General features: G+C 65.1%; 19 protein-coding genes and 1 tRNA gene. 13 read left to right on the top strand and 7 right to left on the bottom strand.

The window, feature by feature from the left end:
• The first annotated feature begins 15 nt into the window (after positions 1 to 15).
• A complete protein-coding gene (locus ABD923_RS16460) occupies positions 16 to 1,224 on the top strand; it encodes a hydantoinase/carbamoylase family amidase (RefSeq protein ID WP_259553411.1) in 1,209 nt (402 codons plus the stop codon).
• 17 nt (positions 1,225 to 1,241) lie between these two features.
• A complete protein-coding gene (locus tag ABD923_RS16455; RefSeq protein WP_259553412.1) occupies positions 1,242 to 1,676 on the top strand; it encodes a ferritin family protein in 435 nt (144 codons plus the stop codon).
• On the opposite strand, the gene ABD923_RS16450 is transcribed toward ABD923_RS16455, so the two are convergent.
• Positions 1,673 to 2,374 (bottom strand): response regulator transcription factor, encoded by a 702-nt coding sequence (locus ABD923_RS16450; RefSeq protein ID WP_259553413.1) that lies wholly within the window; start codon positions 2,372 to 2,374, stop codon positions 1,673 to 1,675. The genes ABD923_RS16455 and ABD923_RS16450 overlap by 4 nt on opposite strands.
• The gene (locus tag ABD923_RS16445) at positions 2,371 to 4,320 is read right to left on the bottom strand and encodes a hybrid sensor histidine kinase/response regulator (protein WP_259553414.1); all 1,950 of its coding nucleotides are present in this window, start codon (positions 4,318 to 4,320) and stop codon (positions 2,371 to 2,373) included. Before ABD923_RS16445 ends, ABD923_RS16450 begins: the two co-directional genes overlap by 4 nt.
• Positions 4,321 to 4,514: 194 nt before the next feature.
• On the opposite strand from ABD923_RS16445, the gene ABD923_RS16440 reads away from it, so the two are divergent.
• From ABD923_RS16440 to ABD923_RS16425, 4 genes are all read left to right on the top strand, one after another.
• On the top strand, positions 4,515 to 6,491 hold the full coding sequence (locus tag ABD923_RS16440) for an AMP-binding protein (protein ID WP_259553415.1): 1,977 nt from the start codon (positions 4,515 to 4,517) through the stop codon (positions 6,489 to 6,491).
• Between the two features lie 58 nt (positions 6,492 to 6,549).
• Complete coding sequence (locus ABD923_RS16435) at positions 6,550 to 6,804, top strand: hypothetical protein (protein ID WP_259553416.1); 255 nt, start codon at positions 6,550 to 6,552, stop codon at positions 6,802 to 6,804.
• Positions 6,801 to 7,640, top strand: coding sequence for an ABC transporter ATP-binding protein (locus ABD923_RS16430; protein WP_222191894.1), 840 nt, complete (start codon positions 6,801 to 6,803; stop codon positions 7,638 to 7,640). Before ABD923_RS16435 ends, ABD923_RS16430 begins: the two co-directional genes overlap by 4 nt.
• A 68-nt stretch (positions 7,641 to 7,708) precedes the next feature.
• Complete coding sequence (locus ABD923_RS16425) at positions 7,709 to 8,695, top strand: branched-chain amino acid ABC transporter permease (protein WP_259553417.1); 987 nt, start codon at positions 7,709 to 7,711, stop codon at positions 8,693 to 8,695.
• 30 nt (positions 8,696 to 8,725) lie between these two features.
• Here the strand turns inward: ABD923_RS16425 and ABD923_RS16420 are convergent, their stop codons facing one another.
• A complete protein-coding gene (locus ABD923_RS16420) occupies positions 8,726 to 8,995 on the bottom strand; it encodes a hypothetical protein (protein WP_259553418.1) in 270 nt (89 codons plus the stop codon).
• Positions 8,996 to 9,237: 242 nt separating this feature from the next.
• Between ABD923_RS16420 and ABD923_RS16415 the strand changes: the two genes are divergently transcribed.
• The 4 genes from ABD923_RS16415 (at position 9,238) to ABD923_RS16400 (ending at position 13,034) form a co-directional block, all read left to right on the top strand.
• Positions 9,238 to 9,483, top strand: coding sequence for a hypothetical protein (locus tag ABD923_RS16415; protein WP_259553419.1), 246 nt, complete (start codon positions 9,238 to 9,240; stop codon positions 9,481 to 9,483).
• A gap of 105 nt (positions 9,484 to 9,588) precedes the next feature.
• Positions 9,589 to 10,665, top strand: a complete 1,077-nt coding sequence (locus ABD923_RS16410; protein ID WP_259553421.1) for a branched-chain amino acid ABC transporter permease — start codon at positions 9,589 to 9,591, stop codon at positions 10,663 to 10,665.
• Between the two features lie 97 nt (positions 10,666 to 10,762).
• Positions 10,763 to 12,046, top strand: coding sequence for an ABC transporter substrate-binding protein (locus ABD923_RS16405; RefSeq protein WP_259553422.1), 1,284 nt, complete (start codon positions 10,763 to 10,765; stop codon positions 12,044 to 12,046).
• A 127-nt stretch (positions 12,047 to 12,173) separates the two neighbouring features.
• Complete coding sequence (locus ABD923_RS16400) at positions 12,174 to 13,034, top strand: ABC transporter ATP-binding protein (protein ID WP_259553423.1); 861 nt, start codon at positions 12,174 to 12,176, stop codon at positions 13,032 to 13,034.
• On the opposite strand, the gene ABD923_RS16395 is transcribed toward ABD923_RS16400, so the two are convergent.
• Positions 13,004 to 13,927, bottom strand: a complete 924-nt coding sequence (locus ABD923_RS16395) for a hypothetical protein (RefSeq protein ID WP_259553424.1) — start codon at positions 13,925 to 13,927, stop codon at positions 13,004 to 13,006. The two genes, ABD923_RS16400 and ABD923_RS16395, sit on opposite strands and share 31 nt — an antisense overlap.
• Positions 13,928 to 14,072: 145 nt before the next feature.
• On the opposite strand from ABD923_RS16395, the gene ABD923_RS16390 reads away from it, so the two are divergent.
• Both ABD923_RS16390 and ABD923_RS16385 read left to right on the top strand, forming a co-directional pair.
• Positions 14,073 to 15,326, top strand: coding sequence for a phenylacetate--CoA ligase family protein (locus ABD923_RS16390; RefSeq protein ID WP_259553426.1), 1,254 nt, complete (start codon positions 14,073 to 14,075; stop codon positions 15,324 to 15,326).
• A gap of 102 nt (positions 15,327 to 15,428) precedes the next feature.
• Complete coding sequence (locus tag ABD923_RS16385; protein WP_259553428.1) at positions 15,429 to 17,087, top strand: peptidoglycan-binding protein; 1,659 nt, start codon at positions 15,429 to 15,431, stop codon at positions 17,085 to 17,087.
• Positions 17,088 to 17,158: 71 nt separating this feature from the next.
• Here the strand turns inward: ABD923_RS16385 and ykgO are convergent, their stop codons facing one another.
• Complete coding sequence (gene ykgO / locus ABD923_RS16380; protein WP_012177066.1) at positions 17,159 to 17,284, bottom strand: type B 50S ribosomal protein L36; 126 nt, start codon at positions 17,282 to 17,284, stop codon at positions 17,159 to 17,161.
• A 94-nt stretch (positions 17,285 to 17,378) separates the two neighbouring features.
• Positions 17,379 to 17,453: transfer RNA gene (locus tag ABD923_RS16375), tRNA-Val, on the bottom strand.
• Positions 17,454 to 17,623: 170 nt separating this feature from the next.
• On the opposite strand from ABD923_RS16375, the gene ABD923_RS16370 reads away from it, so the two are divergent.
• Positions 17,624 to 18,481, top strand: a complete 858-nt coding sequence (locus ABD923_RS16370) for an N-formylglutamate amidohydrolase (protein ID WP_259553433.1) — start codon at positions 17,624 to 17,626, stop codon at positions 18,479 to 18,481.
• 12 nt (positions 18,482 to 18,493) lie between these two features.
• Here ABD923_RS16370 and ABD923_RS16365 read toward each other — a convergent pair whose 3' ends face one another.
• Positions 18,494 to 19,747, bottom strand: coding sequence for a DNA polymerase IV (locus ABD923_RS16365; RefSeq protein WP_259553435.1), 1,254 nt, complete (start codon positions 19,745 to 19,747; stop codon positions 18,494 to 18,496).
• Positions 19,748 to 19,751: the final 4 nt, after the last annotated feature.

The raw sequence follows: 19,751 nt of genomic DNA, 5'->3' as shown, positions 1-19,751 counted from the left end.
GACAGGAGGCCACACATGACCCCGAACGCCGACCGTTTCCTTGCCGATCTCCACATGCTGCGCACATTCGGGGGCGATGATGCGCCGGGCAGCAAGGGGGTGCGGCGGCGCGCGTTCACCGATGCCGATCTCGCGGCCCGAGACTTGCTGGCAGATCGCTTTCAGGAGGCCGGGCTGACCCCGCACATGGATCCGGCGGGAAACCTTTTCGGCCTTGCCGATGCGGAGCGCAGCCTTCTGATGGGCTCGCATTCCGACACCCAGCCCGAGGGCGGCTGGCTGGACGGGGCCTATGGGGTGATCGCGGCGTTGGAGGTCGCGCGCACGGCACAGGAGGCCGGCGGCCCGCCGATCTCGGTCGTGTCCTTCCAGGACGAGGAGGGGCGTTTTGGCGCGCTCACCGGATCGTCGCTCTGGTCCGGCAAACTGAGCATGGAGGCCGCGGACAAGCTTGTCGCGACCGATGGCACGACATGGCCAGAGGCACGGGCGCGGATCGCGGACCGGGCAGGCGACTGGGTGGATCCCGCGCGTTTCAACGGCTTCCTGGAGGCGCATATCGAACAGGGGCCGGTCCTCGACGCGGCGGACGAAGCTGTGGGCGTCGTGACGGGCATTGTTGGCCTGCGCCAGTTCCACATCACCGTTCACGGCCAACAGAACCATGCAGGCACCACGCCCATGGGCATGCGCAAGGATGCCTTCACCATCGCGGCCCGGATCGCCACGGCTTTGCCGGATCGCTTTGCCAATGTGGTCACGCCGCAGACCGTCTGGACCATCGGCCATATCCGCCTGCATCCCGGGTCGCAGTCGGTGGTGCCGGGGCGCGCCGAGTTCTCGCTGCAATGGCGCGATATCGCTGCCGACCGCCTCGACCGGATGGAGCGGGTGATCAACGATCTTCTGGAAGAGATGTCGGTTGAGACCGGCTGCGAGATCACGCTCGACAAGCTGCGCCACGATCTGGCGCCGATGCCGATGGATGACGCGATGCAAAAGGCCCTGTCGGATGCCGCCGAAGAGGTCGCGCCGGGGCGCTGGCGGTCCATGCCCTCGGGCGCGCTGCACGATGCGTCGAACCTTGCCGGTCTGATGCCGGTGGGGATGCTTTTCGTGCCGTCGATCAACGGCATTTCGCATGCCTTCGAGGAAGACACCAAGGAACCGGACCTGGTGACAGGGGTTGAGGTGCTAGCCCGGGCGGTGCAGCGTTTGGGCTGACCAGCCCGGAGTGGACCATGAGCGACCCACAGGACCCTTCCCGCCAGATCGCCGCACCGGAGGTCTTGCTGACCCATCTGGTCGATGCGCGGACCGCGACAGATGCGCTGCTGCCCCATGCCGAGGGACAGTTCGAGCACCTTCTGAAAAAGTTCCGGGAGGAGCACCACCAGCATATCCAGCGCGTCGGGCGGATCCTCTTTGCCCTCTGTCAGGACCCGGACGAGGGTGGATCGCTGAAGGGGCGGGCGGCCTCGATGCTCACCGCGATCAAGGCGTCGTTCGACACCCCTGACGCCAGCGATATGTCGGCCCTGGCCGATGCGGGAGCAGTTCTTCTACAAGAATTCGACGCGGCCATCCGCGCGACGCCGGCCAATCACCATCGGGATGATCTGGAAGACATGCGCGAGGAACTGGCGGGTCTGGTCGCGGAAGCGCGCGGGCGCTAGATCCACGCCACGTCGCCCAGAAAGATGTAGCCCGCGCCGTAGATCGTCTTGATCAGCCGGGGGTTCTTGGGGTCCTCACGCAGTTTCGTACGAAGGCGCGAAATTCGGACATCCATCGCCCGGTCAAAGCTTTCTCCTGCAGCGCCGCCAAGGCTTTCCTGCATCTGCTGGCGCGAGATCAGGCGCTTGGGGGCCTCCAGGAACATGCGCAGCACCTCGCCCTCGGCATGGGAAAAGGCGGTTTCCTCGCCCGTTTCGTCTTCGAGGACATAGCGGTCGAAATGCGCGGTCCAGCCGTTGAAGCGCGCGGTTTGCTGCGCCCCCGATTTCGGCTTGGAGACCCGCAGGCGGGCGCGGACGCGTGCCACCACTTCGGCCGGGTCGAAAGGTTTGATGATGTAGTCATCCGCCCCAAGCTCCAGCCCGGTCACGCGATCCTGCACCTGCGCGCGGCCCGAGATGATGATGATCGCGGCGCCCGATTCCAGGGCAAGGCGATGCACCAGCGCCAATCCGTCCCGATCCGGCAGGCCAAGATCGACAAGACACACATCAGGGGTGGAGCGTTGCAGCGCGGCCTCGAACTCGGTCGCGCGGGCAAACCCGGCGGTGCGGAACCCGGCCTCGGTCAGCGCATCCGACAGCATGGACCGGATCTGCGGTTCGTCATCGAGGATGGCGACGAAGGGTTGGCTCATGCGGCGACCTCGGCGTTCAGAACGGCGGCAAGACGCGTAGGCTCGATCGGCTTGCTCAAGACAGGCCAGCGCGCGGCCCCCTCTACCCGTCTGGGGTCGTTTTCCGGCAACGAGGTCAGGAGCGCAAGGCGCAACTGCGGGTGGCGCGCCGCGAGCCTCGACAGCAACTCGACCCCGTCCATCTCCCCCAGGCGCAGGTCCGAGATCACCCAGTCGATGCCGGGAATCTCGGCAAGGGCCAAGGCCTCTTCGCCGCTGGCGGCCTCGATCACCTGGTGGCCCAACTGGGTCAGCGTCTCGCGGATGCCCGCGCGCAGTTCGGCTATGTCGTCGACCACCAGGATCAGAAGGGGCCGGGCCTCGGCCTCGGCAGCCTTCAAAGGGAGGCGCAGGGTGACGACGCCGCCCCCGTCGGGCGCGTTCGACAGGTCCAGCTTGCCGCCGGCCAGTTTCGTCAGGTCGTAGACCATCGTCAGGCCAAGGCCCGACCCCTCGTCGCCCTTGGTCGTGAAGAACGGGTTCAGCGCATTCGCCAAGGCATGGTCGGAAAATCCGGGGCCGGTATCGCTGACGCGGATTTCCAGCCAGGTGTCGCGCAGGTTGGCCAGCCGAATGTCGATGCGCCCGTCCTGTCCACCGATCGCATCCCGCGCATTGAGGACCAGGTTCAACAGGCTGTCCTGCAAACCGCCCGCATCCAGCATCAGCGCCGGGTGCTCGACGGTATTCTCGATGCTCAGCGTGACGCCTTCGGGCAGGGCCGCGCGGCCCAGCTGGGCGAATCCGTCGAGGAAATCGCGCAGGACGACCGGGGCGGTGCGCATCTCGTGCGGGCCGGTAATGCGCGCGATCTTGTCGAGCAGCGTTCCGCCGCGCCGTGCCGCCATCTTCGTCGCCTCGGTCAGGTCATGCGCGCCAAGCGGTAGGGGCATCCGCTCCAACCGGCCTTGCAGCCCGAGGATGATCGTCAGGAGATTCGCGAAGTCGTGCGCCAACCCGCTGGTCAGTTGCGCCGCCAGTTCCCGCTTGTGGGTCTGCGCCAGCGCCGCGCGCGCCTGCGCCTCTTCGGTCATGTCGGTGGACAGAAGGTAAACCCCGGTGATCGGGCCGTCCGGGTCCATCCGGTCGGGCGTGAAGGCCGTTCGAATGCGCCGCCCCGACCCTTCGTCGTCGTATTCCAGAACGCTCGCCTCGCCGCGCAAGGCTGCGGCCACGGGGCCCTTGAGCTTGCCGGCGGTGACCGGGTCGAACACCTCGTCAAAGCGCATTCCGACCACGTCCGACCGTTTGCCCGGCATGACCGAGGACAGGCGGCGGTTGGTGTAGGTATAGACCCCGTCCGAATCGAGCCGCGCGATATGAGCCGGCGCCATCTCGGTGGTGACGCGGATGCGCGCTTCCATCTCGGTCAGTTGCCGCTTCGCCTCTTCCAACTGGGCGATGGTGGCTTCCAGCCGCCGATTCGTCCGCGCCAGTTCCTCGGAATGGCTCAGCACCTGGTCGGAGAGTTCCTCGGACCGGGCCCTGAGCAACGTCTCCTGCCGCTTGGTCGCGGTGATGTCGGTATAGACCGTGACCCAGCCGCCCTCGGGCAGCGGCGATCCCTCCACGCTGATCGTGCGCCCGTTCGCGCGTTGCCGCTCCATGTAGTGGGGAACGAAGGCGCGGGCGGCTTTGACCCGGTCATGGACAAAGGCGTCGACGTCATCCACCTCGCCGTATTCGCCGTTTTCCGCCAGCCAGCGCACGGTTTCCTCGAAATGCGCGCCTGCTGTCACCAAACGTTCGGGCAAGCCGAACATCGCCTGGAAGGGACGGTTGCTCACGGCAAGGCGCAGGTCGGCATCGTAGATGGTCAAGGCCTGCTGGATCAGGTTCAGCCCGGCCAGCGTCAGGTGATCGGTCAGCGCCGATTTCGCCATGATATCGTCCTCCCTCTCACCCATCGCTGGCCCCCTTTGCGTCACGGCGTCAAGCTTCCCCTGCGTCTTGTTACAATTCGTAAGGATTGGGAAAAAGTCAGGCAAAACTTGACCGCGAGCTATTTGCGGGCACGGTAGAGGCGATGGGAGTCGCCCGGCATGTCGAAGAGGCGGCCCCGTGAGCGCCGGTGGGGAGACCGGCGAAGGGAGGAACGAATTTGGCTCTTGCAACATCGCCTGCGGGCGCACCGCAATCCGTGCCTGCGCTACTGGCCCGTAACGTGGCAAAGTGCGGGACCAAGCCCGCGTATCGCGAAAAGGAATTCGGGATCTGGCAAAGCTGGTCCTGGTCGGAAGCGTCCGAAGAGATCGAGGCGCTGGCGATGGGGTTTCTCGCCCTCGGGCTTCAAAAGGGCGACTATCTTGCCATTATCGGGCGCAATCGCCCCGCGCTCTACTGGTCCTTCGTGGCCGCGCAAAAATGCGGCGCGATCCCGGTCGCGCTGTACCAGGACTCGCCCGCCGAAGAGATGGCCTACGTGTTGGAACACTGCGGCGCCCGCTTCGTTGTCTGCGGCGACCAGGAACAGGTCGACAAGGTCATCGAGGTGCAGGAGACGGTCCACGGCATCGACCAGATCATCTATGTCGACAAGCGCGGGATGCGCAAATACGACCACACGCACATGAACGCGATGGAGGACGTACAGTCCGAAGGGCGTGCCGGGCATTACCGGCTTGAGCCGATCATGCGCGAACGCGAAGCGGCGCTCGGTTACGACGACACCTGCGTCATGCTCTACACCTCCGGGACCACCGGCAAGCCCAAGGGCGTGGTTCTGTCGAACCGCAACATCATCGAGACGGCCAAGAACTCGTCCGAGTTCGACCATCTTGACGTGCGCGAAGAGGTGCTGGCCTACCTGCCGATGGCCTGGGTGGGCGATTTCATCTTTTCCATCGGTCAGGCGTACTGGACCGGGTTTTGCGTGAATTGCCCCGAAAGCCCGGAAACGATGCTGACCGACCTGCGCGAAATCGGGCCGACCTATTTCTTCGCTCCGCCGCGGATTTTCGAAAACATGCTGACCAGCGTGATGATCCGCATGGAGGATGCCGGGCGCTTCAAGCGCCGCATGTTCCACTACTTCATGGATCACGCGCGCGAGGTCGGGCCGAAGATGCTCGATGGCGAATCGGTCGGCGCCATGGACCGCCTGAAATACGCGTTGGGCAACCTGATGGTGTTCGGACCGCTGAAAAACACCCTCGGCCTTAGTCGTGTGCGGGTTGGCTACACGGCAGGTGAGGCCATCGGGCCGGAGATCTTCGATTTCTACCGCTCGCTGGGGATCAACCTGAAGCAGCTCTACGGTCAGACCGAAGCGTCGGTCTTCATCACCCAGCAGCCCGATCACGAGGTGCGCCCCGACACGGTTGGCGTGCCGTCTCCGGGCGTGGAGCTGCGCATCGACGAGAATGGCGAGGTCTACTACCGCAGCCCCGGTGTTTTCGTGGAATACTACAAGAACGCAGAGTCGACCGCCTCAACCAAGGATCCGGAGGGATGGGTCGCGACCGGCGATGCAGGTTTCATCGAACCCGATACCGGCCATCTGCGGATCATCGACCGGGCCAAGGACGTGGGCAAGATGGCCGATGGCAGCCTGTTTGCGCCGAAATACGTCGAGAACAAGCTGAAGTTCTATCCCAACATCCTCGAAGCGGTGGTGTTCGGCAACGGGCGCGAGATGTGCACGGCCTTCATCAACATCGACCTGACCGCGGTGGGCAACTGGGCCGAGCGCAACAACATTGCCTATTCCTCCTACCAGGAACTGGCCGGGCATCCGCGCGTGCTGGAAACGATCCAGAACCATGTCGAGGAAACGAACCAGAGCATCGCGCAGGACGAGATGCTGTCAGGCTGCCAGATCCACCGCTTCCTGGTGCTGCACAAGGAACTGGATGCCGATGACGGCGAGTTGACCCGGACCCGCAAGGTGCGGCGCAACATCATCGCCGAGAAATACAGCGACCTGATCGATGCGCTCTATGCCGGCAAGACCGAGCAATACACCGAGACCGAGGTGACCTACGAGGACGGCCGCAAGGGCAAGATCACGGCCACGCTTGAGCTTCGCGATGCACAGGTCGTGCCCACCGGCGCCCCGGCACAGGTGGCTGCGGAATGACGGGCGGACGCTCAGCTATCGCTGTCGCCCCACCCGCCATCCCGCGGGGGCTGCGCGCATGAGTTTCGTGGCGGTTGCATTGTTCCTCTTGGGCTTTGCCTCAAGCTGGGTGGCCGGCCGCTACCTGCGCACGGGGGCAACGGCCATCCAGGGCGGTGCCATCGGGATCTGCGGCGTGGCGGCGTTGCTCTACGGAATGCCGGAGCTTTGGGAAGAAAATCTCACCTGGGCGCTGATCGCCCTGTTGGTTTACGGCCTGATCGGAGCGTTGATCTTCCGCTCCGGGCAGGCGGCGAGGGAGAACGCGGAATGAACGAGGCGATCCATCCGCCCATCGATCCCAACGAGGGATACGTCACCGAGGACGGCCGCAGAATTGGCGGCGTGGTGATGGAAATGAAGCATATCACGCTGCGCTTCGGCGGGGTGGAGGCGATCAAGGACATCTCCTTCGACATCCGCGAGGGCGAGATCCGGGCGATCATCGGGCCGAACGGCGCGGGAAAATCCTCGATGCTCAACGTGATCTCGGGTTTCTACAATCCGCAGGAGGGCGAGGTCTGGTACAAGGGCCAGATCCGCAAGCCGATGAAGCCCTTCCAGGTGGCCCGCCAGGGCATCGCGCGCACCTTCCAGAACATCGCTCTGTTCGAGGGGATGAGCGTTCTCGACAACGTCATGACGGGGCGGCTGAACCACATGAAGGCCAGCTTCCTCGACCAGGGATTCTGGTGGGGCAAGGCCCAGCGCGAAGAGGTCGAGAACCGCGAAAAAGCCGAACAAATCATTGACTTCCTCGAAATCCAGGCGATCCGCAAGACGCCCGTGGGGCGCCTGCCCTACGGCCTGAAGAAGCGGGTCGAACTGGCCCGCGCGCTGGCGGCGGAGCCGCAGATCCTGCTGCTCGACGAGCCGATGGCGGGGATGAATGTCGAGGAGAAGGAAGACATGTCGCGCTTCATCCTCGATGTGAACGACGAGTTCGGCACCACCATCGTGCTGATCGAGCATGACATGGGCGTGGTCATGGACCTGTCCGACCGCGTTGTCGTGATGGATTACGGCAAGAAAATCGGCGACGGCACGCCCGACGAGGTGCGCAACAACCAGGAGGTCATCGACGCCTATCTGGGGGTTTCGCATGACTGACGCCGCACGTCACACCCCGTACACAGCCTGTACACACCCCGTACATACACCGAGCGAGGGAGGCCAAGATGCCTGATCAACTCATCTGGGCGATGGAGGTCACGCTGAACGGCCTCATGACCGGGGTGATGTACGCCCTTGTCGCGCTGGGCTTCGTCCTGATCTTCAAGGCCTCCGGCATCTTCAACTACGCGCAGGGGGTCATGGCGCTCTTCGCGGCGATGACGCTGGTGGGCATCCAGGAGGGGCGCATCCCCTTCGCGCACCTGATCAACGAGATCTTCGGCACCGAGATCCACCATTTCGGATGGCACGTGCCCGCGCTGCTGGCGATCCTGCTGACCGTGGTGGTGATGATCGGCTTTGCCTGGGCGGTGCAGAGGTTCATCTTCAAGCATCTCGTCGGACAGGAACCGATCATCCTGTTCATGGCGACGATCGGCCTGGCCTATTTCCTCGAAGGGGTCAGCGACCTGATGTGGGGCTCGGAGATCCGCACGCTGGACGTGGGCCTGCCGCAGGGCATCAACGGCTGGATCGACAACACCACCTTCGACGTCTTCGGCTACGGGTTCTTCATCGACAATCTCGACATCTCGGCCTCGATCGTGGCGGCGATCCTTGTCGCGGGCCTGATCCTCTATAGCCAGTACACCAAGAACGGCCGTGCCATGCGTGCGGTGGCCGACGACCACCAGGCGGCGCTGAGCGTGGGAATCTCGCTCAACTATGTGTGGGTTCTGGTCTGGTCGCTGGCGGGTATCGTGGCGCTGGTCGCGGGCATCATGTGGGGCAGCAAGTCGGGCGTTCAGTTCTCGCTCAGCCTGATCGCGCTCAAGGCACTGCCGGTGCTGATGCTCGGCGGGTTCACCTCGATCCCCGGTGCCATCGTGGGTGGGCTGATCATCGGCGTGGGCGAGGCGTTGTTCGAATTCTCCATCGGCCCGATGATCGGCGGCGCGACCGAGAACTGGTTCGCCTATGTGCTGGCGCTTGTCTTCCTCGTCTTCCGGCCGCAGGGCCTGTTCGGCGAAAAGATTATCGAGAGGGTGTGACCGGATGCGAACCGCACCCCATACCGCCCTTTACGGTGCTTGCTGGTCGCTTAGGCTGCCGAGCAGCACGAGGCAGAACAGCATGGCGTTCATCGCAAGCGCGACTGCCGTGAGCGCGACGCCGGGGCTGATCTCTGCAAAAAACACCAGGGCGGAGAACCCGAACAGGGCGGCGGTGGATATCCCCAGCAGCGATCCGAGCATGGCCTCGATGATGAGTTTGAAGGCCTCCAAGGCAAACCGGAGTGCCGGTTGGCGCAAGGCAGGCGATGCTGCAGCAAAATTCTGTGAATCGGACATGGGCACAATTTTCGCAGTTTTGGATCGAAGCAGGTTTCTTTACCAATCTGGCGGCAATGCGGCAGCCCGGCGGCAGGCGCATGTCGCAACCGGGCCGCACGAAGGTGGCCCGCGTAAGAAAATTGCTGACGCCCAGCTTCGGCCAGTGCATGATGGCGCGGCGTTGTCCATCGAGGCAGCGCTGCGGGGGACCGGGCGGGGAGGCCCGTTGACCCCCTTTGTCCTAGGGAGGATGGACGAAAATGGCATTGGACGATCTCCAGCAGCCGAATATCGGCGAGCCAGACTTCGCGAAGGGGGCATCGTCACCCGGATTGAAGATGTGTGCGATCCTGACGACGATCGGCTTCGCGATCTTCTGGGTGAGCGCACTCTTCATCGTGGCCGGGGTGGTCGGGGGATCGGGCATGCACTGGAGCATGCCGGTTCTTTGCGTCATCGGTCTGGCGGTCGGCATCTTCGGCCGGCGCCGGGTGGAGTGCCGCTGACGCCGCCTGTGGCGGCCGAATTCAAACAACGTAACGACCGAGAGGCATCGGGGCGCGCACGCGACCGCGGTGCCTGTTCGCATGCGCTGATCCGGGGAGGGATGCATGTTTTACCGTGAGGCCGGCGACTTCAAGACAAGCTACGCCGAGGACAACCAGACCTTCCCGATCAAGTTCGACCGGTTCCGTTACTATGCCGTGCTGCTGGTCGCCCTGGGGGTCATCCCGTTCTTCATCAATGACTACTGGGCGAACGCGCTGCTGATCCCGTTCCTGATCTACGCCATCGCGGCCATCGGGCTGAACATCCTGACCGGCTATTGCGGGCAGGTGTCCCTGGGGACGGGCGGGTTCATGGCCGTGGGCGCCTATGCGTCCTACAAGCTGATGACGGCCTTTCCCTGGATGGACATGGTGAGCGTCACGCTGCTGGCGGGTCTGATCACCGCGATGGTCGGGGTCGCGTTCGGCCTGCCCTCGCTGAGGATCAAGGGATTCTACCTGGCCGTGGCGACACTGGCGGCGCAGTTCTTCCTCGTGTGGATGTTCAACAAGGTGCCGTGGTTCTACAACTACTCGGCCTCGGGGCAGATCAGCGCCCCGGAACGCACGATGTTCGGCCTTGCCGTTACCGGCCCCAATGCCGATGCCTGGGTGCGCTACCTGTTCTGCCTGTTCTTCGTCTTCGTCCTGGCCTGGCTGGCACGCAACCTGACGCGCGGCTCGATCGGGCGGCAGTGGATGGCGATCCGCGACATGGATATCGCGGCAGAGATCATCGGGGTGAACCCGCTCAAGGCGAAACTGACGGCCTTCGCGGTCAGCTCGTTCTTCGTGGGCATCGCGGGAGGGCTGCTGTTCACCGTCTATCTTGGCGCGGTCGAAGTGGGCGAAGCCTTTGGCATCACCAAGTCGTTCCTGGTGCTGTTCATGATCATCATCGGCGGGCTCGGCAGCCTGTTCGGCAGCTTTGCCGGAGCGGCGTTCATGGTGCTCTTGCCGGTGGTTCTGCGGAACTTCATGACCGGCACGCTGGGCTGGGAAAGCACGATCGCGACCCATTTCGAATTCGTCATCGTCGGCGGCCTGATCATGTTCTTCCTGATCGTCGAGCCGCACGGCCTGGCGCGGCTTTGGCAACTGACCAAGGAAAAGCTGAGATTGTGGCCCTTCCCGCACTGAGGAGGAGGACGGGAGGCGTCACGACGAAACGACAGACCGGGGGCAACCCGGCGCTCTAGGAAACGCATCGGACAAACCAAATGGGAGGATACCCCCGATGAAGAAACTGGCAACATTCGCCGCAGCCGGCATGATGGCCGCAAGCCCGGCGCTCGCTGACCTGGTGATCCCGGATCTGCACTACCGCACCGGGCCCTACGCTGCTGGCGGCATCCCGTTCTCGGACGGCTACCAGGATTACTTCAACCTGCTGAATGCACGCGATGGCGGCATCGGCGGCGAGGAAATTCGCATCATCGGCTGCGAAACCGCCTACAACACCGAGCGTGGCGTGGAATGCTACGAGTCGACCAAGGGCGAAGGCGCGCTGGTCTATCAGCCGCTGTCGACCGGCATCACCTACCAGCTGATCCCGCGTGCGACTGCCGACGGTATCCCGCTTCACACGCTGGGCTATGGACGCACCTCGGCCGCGAATGGCGAAGTTTTCAGCCATGTCTTCAACTACCCGGCCAACTACTGGGATGGCGCGAGCGTGATCATCAACCAGTTGCTGGAAGAGAATGACGGCAACCTCGAGGGGCAAACCATCGCGCTGCTCTATCACAACTCGGCTTATGGCCGGGAGCCGATCCGCACGCTGGAGATCCTCTCGGAACAGCACGGGTTCGAACTGACCCAGCTGGCCGTGGACCACCCCGGTCAGGAGCAGGGCAACCAGTGGCTGCAAATCCGCCGCGAACGCCCCGATTACGTGATCATGTGGGGCTGGGGCGTGATGAACCAGGTCGCCGTGCAGGAAGCCGCGAACATCCGCTACCCGATGGAGAATTTCATCGGCAACTGGTGGGCCGGGGCCGAGCATGACGTGATCCCCGCCGGTGCGGCCGCGAATGGCTACCGGGCGCTGAACATGAACCGCCTGGGCGAAATGCCGGTGTTCGACGAGATCCGCGAACTGGTGCACGAGGCCGGCAATGCGGCCGGTGACGGCAGCAACATCGGCACCGTGCTGTACACCCGCGGGATGTATGCTGCGATGCTGGCTGCCGAGGCGATCCGCACTGCACAGGAGATGCACGGTGTTGCCGCCATCACGCCCGAGATGATGCGTGACGGTATGGAGGCGCTGTCGATCACCAATGCGCGCATGGAAGAGCTGGGCATGCCGGGCGTCGGGCCGGAGTTTAACGTGACCTGCGCCGATCACGGCGGCACGGGCATGGCGATCATGCAGCAGTGGAATGCAGACGCTCAGGAATGGGTGACGCTTACCGACTTCATCTCGCCCGATGACAGCGTGACCCAGCCGCTGGTCCTCGAGGACTCGGCCCAGTTCGCCGAGGAAAACGGCATCGAGCTGCGCTGCCAGGACGGCTGATCTGACAAGACCTCCGGCGGCGGCGCGGGCCGCTGCCGCCGGACCACCAATTCGACGACGGAAGACGACGACGTGGCAGCGCGCAGGGCGGCGCGGGCGACGTGACCCTAAACCGAGGATTGCCGAGATGCTGGATCAGCCGACAGAAGTGCATGGCGACGGGCACGCGCCCGAACTGGCCGGGGCCGAGGACCTGCTGGAAGTCAACAATATCGAGGTGATCTACAATCACGTGATCCTCGTGCTGAAAGGCGTGAGCCTCAAGGTGCCGAAAGGGGGCATCACCGCGCTTCTGGGCGGGAACGGGGCGGGCAAGACCACCACGCTCAAGGCGATCTCGAACCTGCTGCATTCCGAACGCGGCGAGGTGACGAAGGGCAATATCAAGTATCGCGGCGAGGGCGTTGCGAACCTGTCGCCCTCGGACCTGGTGGATCGCGGCGTGATCCAGGTGATGGAAGGCCGCCATTGTTTCGAACACCTGACCATCGAGGAAAACCTGCTGACCGGCGCCTATACCCGCAAGGACGGGCGCGGTGCGGTCGCGGCCGATCTCGACATGGTCTACGAGTATTTCCCGCGGCTGAAACAGCGCCGCACCAGCCAGGCAGGCTATACCTCGGGCGGGGAGCAGCAGATGTGCGCCATCGGGCGCGCGCTGATGAGCCGGCCCGAGACGATCTTGCTGGACGAGCCGTCGATGGGCCTCGCGCCGCAGCTGGTGGAACAGATCTTCGACATCGTGAAGCGGCTGAACGAGGAGCAGGGCGTGACCTTCCTGCTGGCCGAGCAGAACACGAACGTGGCGCTGCGCTTTGCGCATTACGGCTACATCCTGGAATCGGGCCGCGTCGTCATGGACGGTCCGGCGCAGAGCCTGCGCGAGAACCCGGATGTGAAGGAATTCTACCTCGGCATGAGCGACGAGGGCCGCAAAAGCTTCCGCGACGTGCGCAGCTACCGCCGCCGCAAGCGCTGGCTGAGCTGATGGGCGCGGCGTCGCTCGACATGCCGGCGAGGCGGGGGCGGGACCTGTGCGGTCGCGGCTTCGGCCTTGATCTCGTCGAGCCGGGCGAGCGCCTCGTCCCGCGTGTTGCGGACATTGGGGCGGAAGCCCTGGCTTTCGGCACACATGCGGATCGTTTCCTCGGTTTCCGAGCCGGTGGCGTAGCGCACGGTGCCGAGCGACCCGTCGATATTGAGCTGCTTGCCACGATGGGCGTAGCGGACCCAGGCCGCCGGGTGGATCTCGCAGCCGTTCATGTTGATCAGGAAGAACCACTTGCGCCCGGTCGCGGCGCGTTCCTCGGCGACGTAGTCGTAGAAATCGTCGACGTCGCGGCTGTGGTAGAAGACGAACCCGGAAAGGTCGACCTCCATGATCTCGGTCGCCGCGTCGAAGGACAGCCGTTTGACGAAGTCGTCGCGGGTGTAGCTGGGATCGTGGCTGATGAATTTGCGCCGCTTGCGGGGCAGGCTTTTCAGCCGGGCAAGCGCGTCTTCGCGGTTGGTGAAGAGGTTGGGGTCGAAGGCCTCGGTATCGGCGGCAAAGGCGATCTGGCGGCGCGTGACCTCGGACGGATCAAACCGGGTGGAACCCATGGAATGGGCGAGGTTGAGCGCCTTGCCGCGCCGCGAATAGGAAAACCATGCATCGTGGTCGATGCGGGTGTCGGACAGGTTGACGAGGAAGAACCACAACGCTTCGCCGCTTGCGGCGATGCGGTCCTCGACCCGGTCGTAGAAGCGGTTGGTGATGGCCGAGCCGTCGAAGTTGAACCCGGTCAGGTCAAACTCGATGATCTGCAGATCGTCGTGGAAGATGATGCGGCGGTCGATCTCGGCGTCGGTGACCTGCGTCGGCGTGGCTGTGTCGCTCAAGGGCATGCCCTTTCTTCGTCTTTTCCGGCCCGCTGCCTGCCACGGGTCAATCGTGAACCATCTTTTTTCCGGGAACCTGCGTACGGGATGGGGCGCCGCCGATCAATTCGGCAGGCTGTCGCGCGTCCCAAGGGAGTATGATTCGATGAGGGATGACGTGAGCCAGTTCTTCGACGCGTTGGAAACGCGCACCGCCGACGAGCGTACCGCCGACATCGCGCAGCGTCTGCCCGAGCAGGTGGCGCGTGCGAAATCCCTGCCCGGCTATGGCGAGAGCCTTGCAGAGGTCGATCCTGCGGCGGTGGTCGATCGCGGCGCGCTGGCGAGGTTGCCGGTGTTGCGGAAATCGGAGCTGGGCAAGGCGCAGGCGGGGCATACGCCCTTTGGCGGGTTCACGGTGAAACCGGCCAGCGGGTTCGCCCATATCTTCCAGTCGCCCGGGCCGATCTACGAGCCCGGCGACGTCAGCCATGACTGGTGGCGCATCGGGCGGTTCCTGCATGCGGCGGGCGTGGGCGCTGGCGATATCGTGCAGAACTGTTTCGGCTATCACCTGACGCCCGCGGGGATGATCTTCGAGTCCGGGGCGCGGGCCGTGGGGGCCGCGGTGGTGCCCGCAGGTGTCGGGCAGACCGAGTTGCAGGTGCGCGCGGCGGCGGATGTCGGCTCGACCGCCTATGCCGGGACGCCGGATTACCTGAAGGTGATCCTCGACAAGGCCGAGGAAATGGGTGTCGCCCTCGGGTTTACCAAGGCGACGGTCGGGGGTGGGGCGCTGTTTCCCAGCTTGCGGCAGGAATACGCGGATCGCGGCATCCGCTGCCTGCAGAATTACGCCACGGCGGATCTTGGCAATATCGCCTACGAAACCCCCGCGCCCGATTTTCCCGCGAACCCGCCCGAGGGGATGATCGTGGACGAGGGCGTGATCGTCGAGATCGTGCGCCCCGGCACGGGCGATCCGGTGGCGGAGGGCGAGGTGGGCGAGGTTGTCGTGACCACGCTGAACCCCGACTACCCGTTGATCCGTTTTGCGACGGGCGACATGTCGGCCGTTCTGCCGGGCGAAAGCCCCTGTGGCCGGACCAACATGCGGATCAAGGGCTGGATGGGCCGCGCGGACCAGACCACCAAGATCAAGGGCATGTTCGTGCGCCCCGAGCAGGTGGCGGAATTCGTGGCCCGCCATCCCGAGGTCAAGCGCGCCCGCGTGATCGCGACGCGCGAGGGCGAGATGGACGCGATGACCGTGCAGGTCGAGGCCGAGGGGGGCGATGCGGGCGCCTATGGCGACAGCGTTGTGTCCTGCCTGAAACTGAAGGCCAAGATCGAGGTCGTGGCGCCCGGAACCCTGCCCAATGATGGCAAGGTGATCGACGATCAGCGCAGCTACGACTGATCGGGTGGATTGATATCCGCTGGCAGGGCGCTGTCATCGGTTAACATGGGCGGGTGATGCTAGCTGGGGGAGATGATTCCCCAAATGCGGAGGTGCCCGTCCATGCGCGCGCGATCCATTCTTCTTGCCCTGTCCATTGCCCTGCCGGTTCCGGCCTTTGCCGATACGGCCCTGATCCTTGCCAATGCGCGCTACGCGGAGGCCCAGAACCTTCGGACCACGCGCGATTTCCTGCGGTTGGAAGACGACTTGCAAGCCGCAGGCTTCGACGTGATCGTCGTGGAAAACGGCGATGCGGGCGCATTGCGGCAGGGGTTGTCCGAATTGCTGGATGCCGATGAGGACGCGCGTGTCCTGATCGCCGCCGTCGGGCATTTCGTGCGCAGCAGCGGCGGAGGCGAAAGCTGGCTGACGGGCACGGATGCGAACCGGCCCGATCTGGCCGGGATCTCCGGCCAGGGCCTTCCGGTCTCGGTCATGGCCGAGGTTGCGGCCAGCGCGCCGGGGCGCGCGATGGTCCTGCTGGGCGTCGAGAACCGGCAATTCATCCTTGGGCGCGGATTGGAACAGGGGCTGGGACCGGTGGACCCGCCGCAGGGTGTGACCGTGATCTCCGGGCCGACGCGCGACCTGTCGGCCCTGGTGCGCGGCCCGCTTCTGACGCCGGGCACCGACCTTTCGGCGGTCCTGGAGCGCACATCGTCCCTGACGGTCAGCGGGTTCGTCTCGCCGGCCCTTCCCTTCACCGCCGAGGCCACGGCCCCGCAACCGGCCCCGCAACCGGCCCCGCCGGCCCCGCAGCCCCCGTCCGGGCCGAGCGCCGAGGAACTGGCCCTGTGGGAGGCCGCAGAGGAGTTGAACACGCCCGCGGCTTACAACGCCTATCTGCAACGCTACCCGCAAGGCGCTTTTGCCGCGATCGCACGGGAACGGGCCGCTGCGCCGCAACCCACGCCGGAAGAGGTGGCGCAGGCGAATGAAGACGCCCTGAACCTCGACCGCAACGCGCGGCGGCAGGTGCAGCGTTACCTTACAATCCTCGGCTATGACACGCGCGGGATCGACGGGATTTTCGGCAACGGCACGCGCACGGCGATCCGGTCGTGGCAGGTCGCGCAAGGCGTGGCCGTCACGGGCTACCTGAACGCCCCGCAACTGGCCGCGCTGAGCGAACAGGGACGCGTGCGTCAGGCCGAGATCGAGGAAGAAGAGCGCCTGCGCCGCGAGGCCGAGGCGCGTGCCGACCGCGCCTATTGGCAGGCGACGGGGCAGGGCCAGACCGAGCAGGGGCTGCGCGACTACCTCGACCGCTATCCCGACGGGTTGTTCGCAGATGTCGCCGAAGCGCGCCTGGCCGATATCCTGGCCGCGCGCGAAGGGGCGGCATGGCAGGCCGCGCGGCAGACCAACACGGTTGCCTCATACCGCGCCTATCTCGACGATTACCCGAACGGGACCCATGCCGATGACGCGCGGGCGCGGATCGAGGCGCTGCAATCGGGCCTGACCCCCGAGGAGCGCGCGCGGCTGGAAGCGCAGGAAGCGGCGCTGAACCTGCAACCGATCACGCGGTCGTTGATCGAACAGCGGCTGGACCGGCTTGGCTTCAACCCCGGCCGGGTGGATGGCCGGTTCGACGCCGATACGCGGCGGGCGATCCGCCGCTACCAGCAGGCGCGGGGCTTTCCGGTGACGGGCTACCTGGACCAGGTGCTGGTGGTGCGCCTTCTGGCGGAGTCCATCGGTGGCATCCTGCGCTAAGGCGCGCGTCCCCCCGAAACGAGAAAGGCCGCCCAACCGGGCGGCCCTTTTCGCAAGTCGCTTGCGCGATCTCAGCCCTGGCGGGCCTTGAACCGGCGCTGGGTCTTGTTGATCACGTAGACCCGGCCCTTGCGGCGCACGACGCGGCAATCGCGATGGCGCTGCTTGAGCGAGCGGAGCGAGTTCTTGACCTTCATCGGTCTTCTCCTTCGTCGCGGCGCGGCGATGCGCCTTGAAATCTTTGGTCCCTTGGAGGGACCGGCGAACCCGCGACCTTTCGGAGCGCGGGGGTGGTGGGCGGTACTGGGATCGAACCAGTGACCCCTACGATGTCAACGTAGTGCTCTACCGCTGAGCTAACCGCCCGTAACCCTTGGCGTCTGGACCGGGGCAAGGCGAAAACGCCTGCGCCCCATGCCGCGTCGCGCCGCGTGGGTGAGCGGTCTATAAAAGGAGTCGAAACGGGGTTCAAGGGCTTTTGGCATCCTAAAAATCCCCGCTATATATTAACGGAGAAAAGCCCCCGAGGAGACCGGATGCACCCGCCCTTCCGCCTGATCCAGCCCGACGAGGCGGCGACCCCGGTGATCGTGGCCTCGCCGCATTCGGGTCGGCATTATCCCAAGGCATTCTTGCAGGCCAGCATGCTGGATCAGCGTACGATCCGGTCCTCGGAAGATGCGTTCATGGACGATCTCGTCTGCGAGGCGCCGCGGCTGGGGGCGCCTTTGCTGCTGGCGGAATACCCGCGCGCCTACCTGGACCTCAACCGCAGCCGCGACGAGCTGGACCCCGCGGTGATCGACGGCGTGACGCGCGTCGTGACAACGCCGCGGATCAATTCCGGCCTGGGCGTGATCCCGCGAGTCGTCGCCAACGGTCGGGCGATCTATCGCGGCAAACTGCGGCTGGCCGAGGCCGAGATGCGGCTGAACACGATCTGGCAGCCCTATCACGATTGCCTCGACGGCTTGATGCGCACGACCCATGCGCAGTTTGGCGAGGCCGTGGTGCTCGATTTCCACTCGATGCCGCATGAGGCGCTGGACAGCCTTGCGCGGCCCGGCCATCGGCGGCCCGAGGTCGTGCTGGGGGATCGGTTCGGCGCCTCGGCGCGGGCCGATATCGTCGATGCGCTGGAAGCGGGCTTTTTCGACGCGGGGCTGGTTGTCAGCCGCAATGCGCCTTTTGCCGGGGCCTATGTCGCGCAGCGTTATGGCCGCCCGTCGCGCAACTGGCATGCGGTTCAGATCGAGATCGACCGGTCGCTTTACATGAACGAGCAGATGATCCGCCCGAACGGAAATTTCGATGCGGTGAAGCAGATCGTCACCGAGGTGCTGTCGCGCGTGATCGGCAACGAGGGCCTCAGCCTGCCGCTTGCCGCGGAATGATCTTGCCCTGACCTAGCGCAGCGCGCGGCCCTTCAGAATCGCCTCGGCCCCGAACTTGGCACGGATCTTGTCGGTGGCCTGTTCGGCGGCGATCCGCGCGGCCTCTTGCGGGTCGAGCAGGTCGCCTTCGCGGTCGGCTTCGGCGGCTGGCAACAGGTCCGAGATGCCGACGCCGATCAGGCGGTAGGGCTTGGGGTGCTCCATGCGGTCGAACAGGCCGCGCGCGGTGCGATAGATCCGGTCGGCGGTCTGGGTGCCGTCGGGCAGGGTCACGCGGCGGGTCAGGAGGCGGAAATCGTTGCGCTTGAGCTTGAGCGTGACGGTGCGCCCCGCCAGCCCCTTGGCCTTGGCGCGGTCCGACAGCTTTTCCGACAGGCGCCAGATATGGCCATCCAGCAGGCTGACATCGGCGATGTCATCGGAAAAGGTCGTCTCGTTCGAGATGCTTTTGACGGCGCGGTCGCGGGCCACGCGCCGGTGGTCGATGCCGCGGGCAAGATCGTAGAGGCGCAGCCCCTGAGAGCCGAAGCGGTCTGCCAGCGCGTCACGCTCCCAGCGGCGCAAATCTGCGATGGTGCGGATGCCCGCATCGGCCAGCGCGCGCTGACCCGCATCGCCCAGGCCCCAGATCACGCCGACGGGTCGCGCTTCGAGGAAGTCGAGGGTTTCGGCCTTGCCGATCAAGGAAAACCCGCGCGGCTTGTCGAGGTCCGAGGCCATCTTGGCGAGAAACTTGTTGTGGCTGAGCCCGATGGACCCGGTGATGCCAAGCTCAGCCTGCATGCGTTTGACGAGGCGGGCCAGCATGACGGCGGGCGGCTGGCCATGCAGCCGCTGGGTGCCGGTCAGGTCGAGAAACGCCTCGTCCAGCGACAGGGGTTCGATGGCGGGGGTCATGTCCTCCATCATCTGGCGGATCTGGCGGCTGACCTCGGAATAGACCTCCATCCTGCCTTTGACGACAACCGCCTCGGGGCAGAGTTTCAGCGCCTTGAACATCGGCATGGCCGAGCGCACGCCCTTGATCCGCGCGATGTAGCAGGCGGTGGAGACGACGCCGCGCTTGCCGCCACCGATGATGACGGGCTTGTCGCGCAGCTCGGGATTGTCGCGTTTCTCGACCGAGGCGTAGAAGGCGTCGCAATCCATATGGGCGATGGACAGGTCGAACAGTTCCGGGTGGGCCGTGACACGCGGGCTGCGGCAGGCCGGACACCGGGTGCCGGTTTCGAAACTGGTCAGACAATCGCGGCACAGGGCGGGCATGGCC

The sequence above is a fragment of the [Roseibacterium] beibuensis genome (genome assembly GCF_039542305.1).
GTDB lineage: Bacteria > Pseudomonadota > Alphaproteobacteria > Rhodobacterales > Rhodobacteraceae > Roseibacterium > Roseibacterium beibuensis.
Note: the sequence above shows the minus strand (reverse complement) of the source record. Positions and strands in the feature narration are given on the sequence as shown.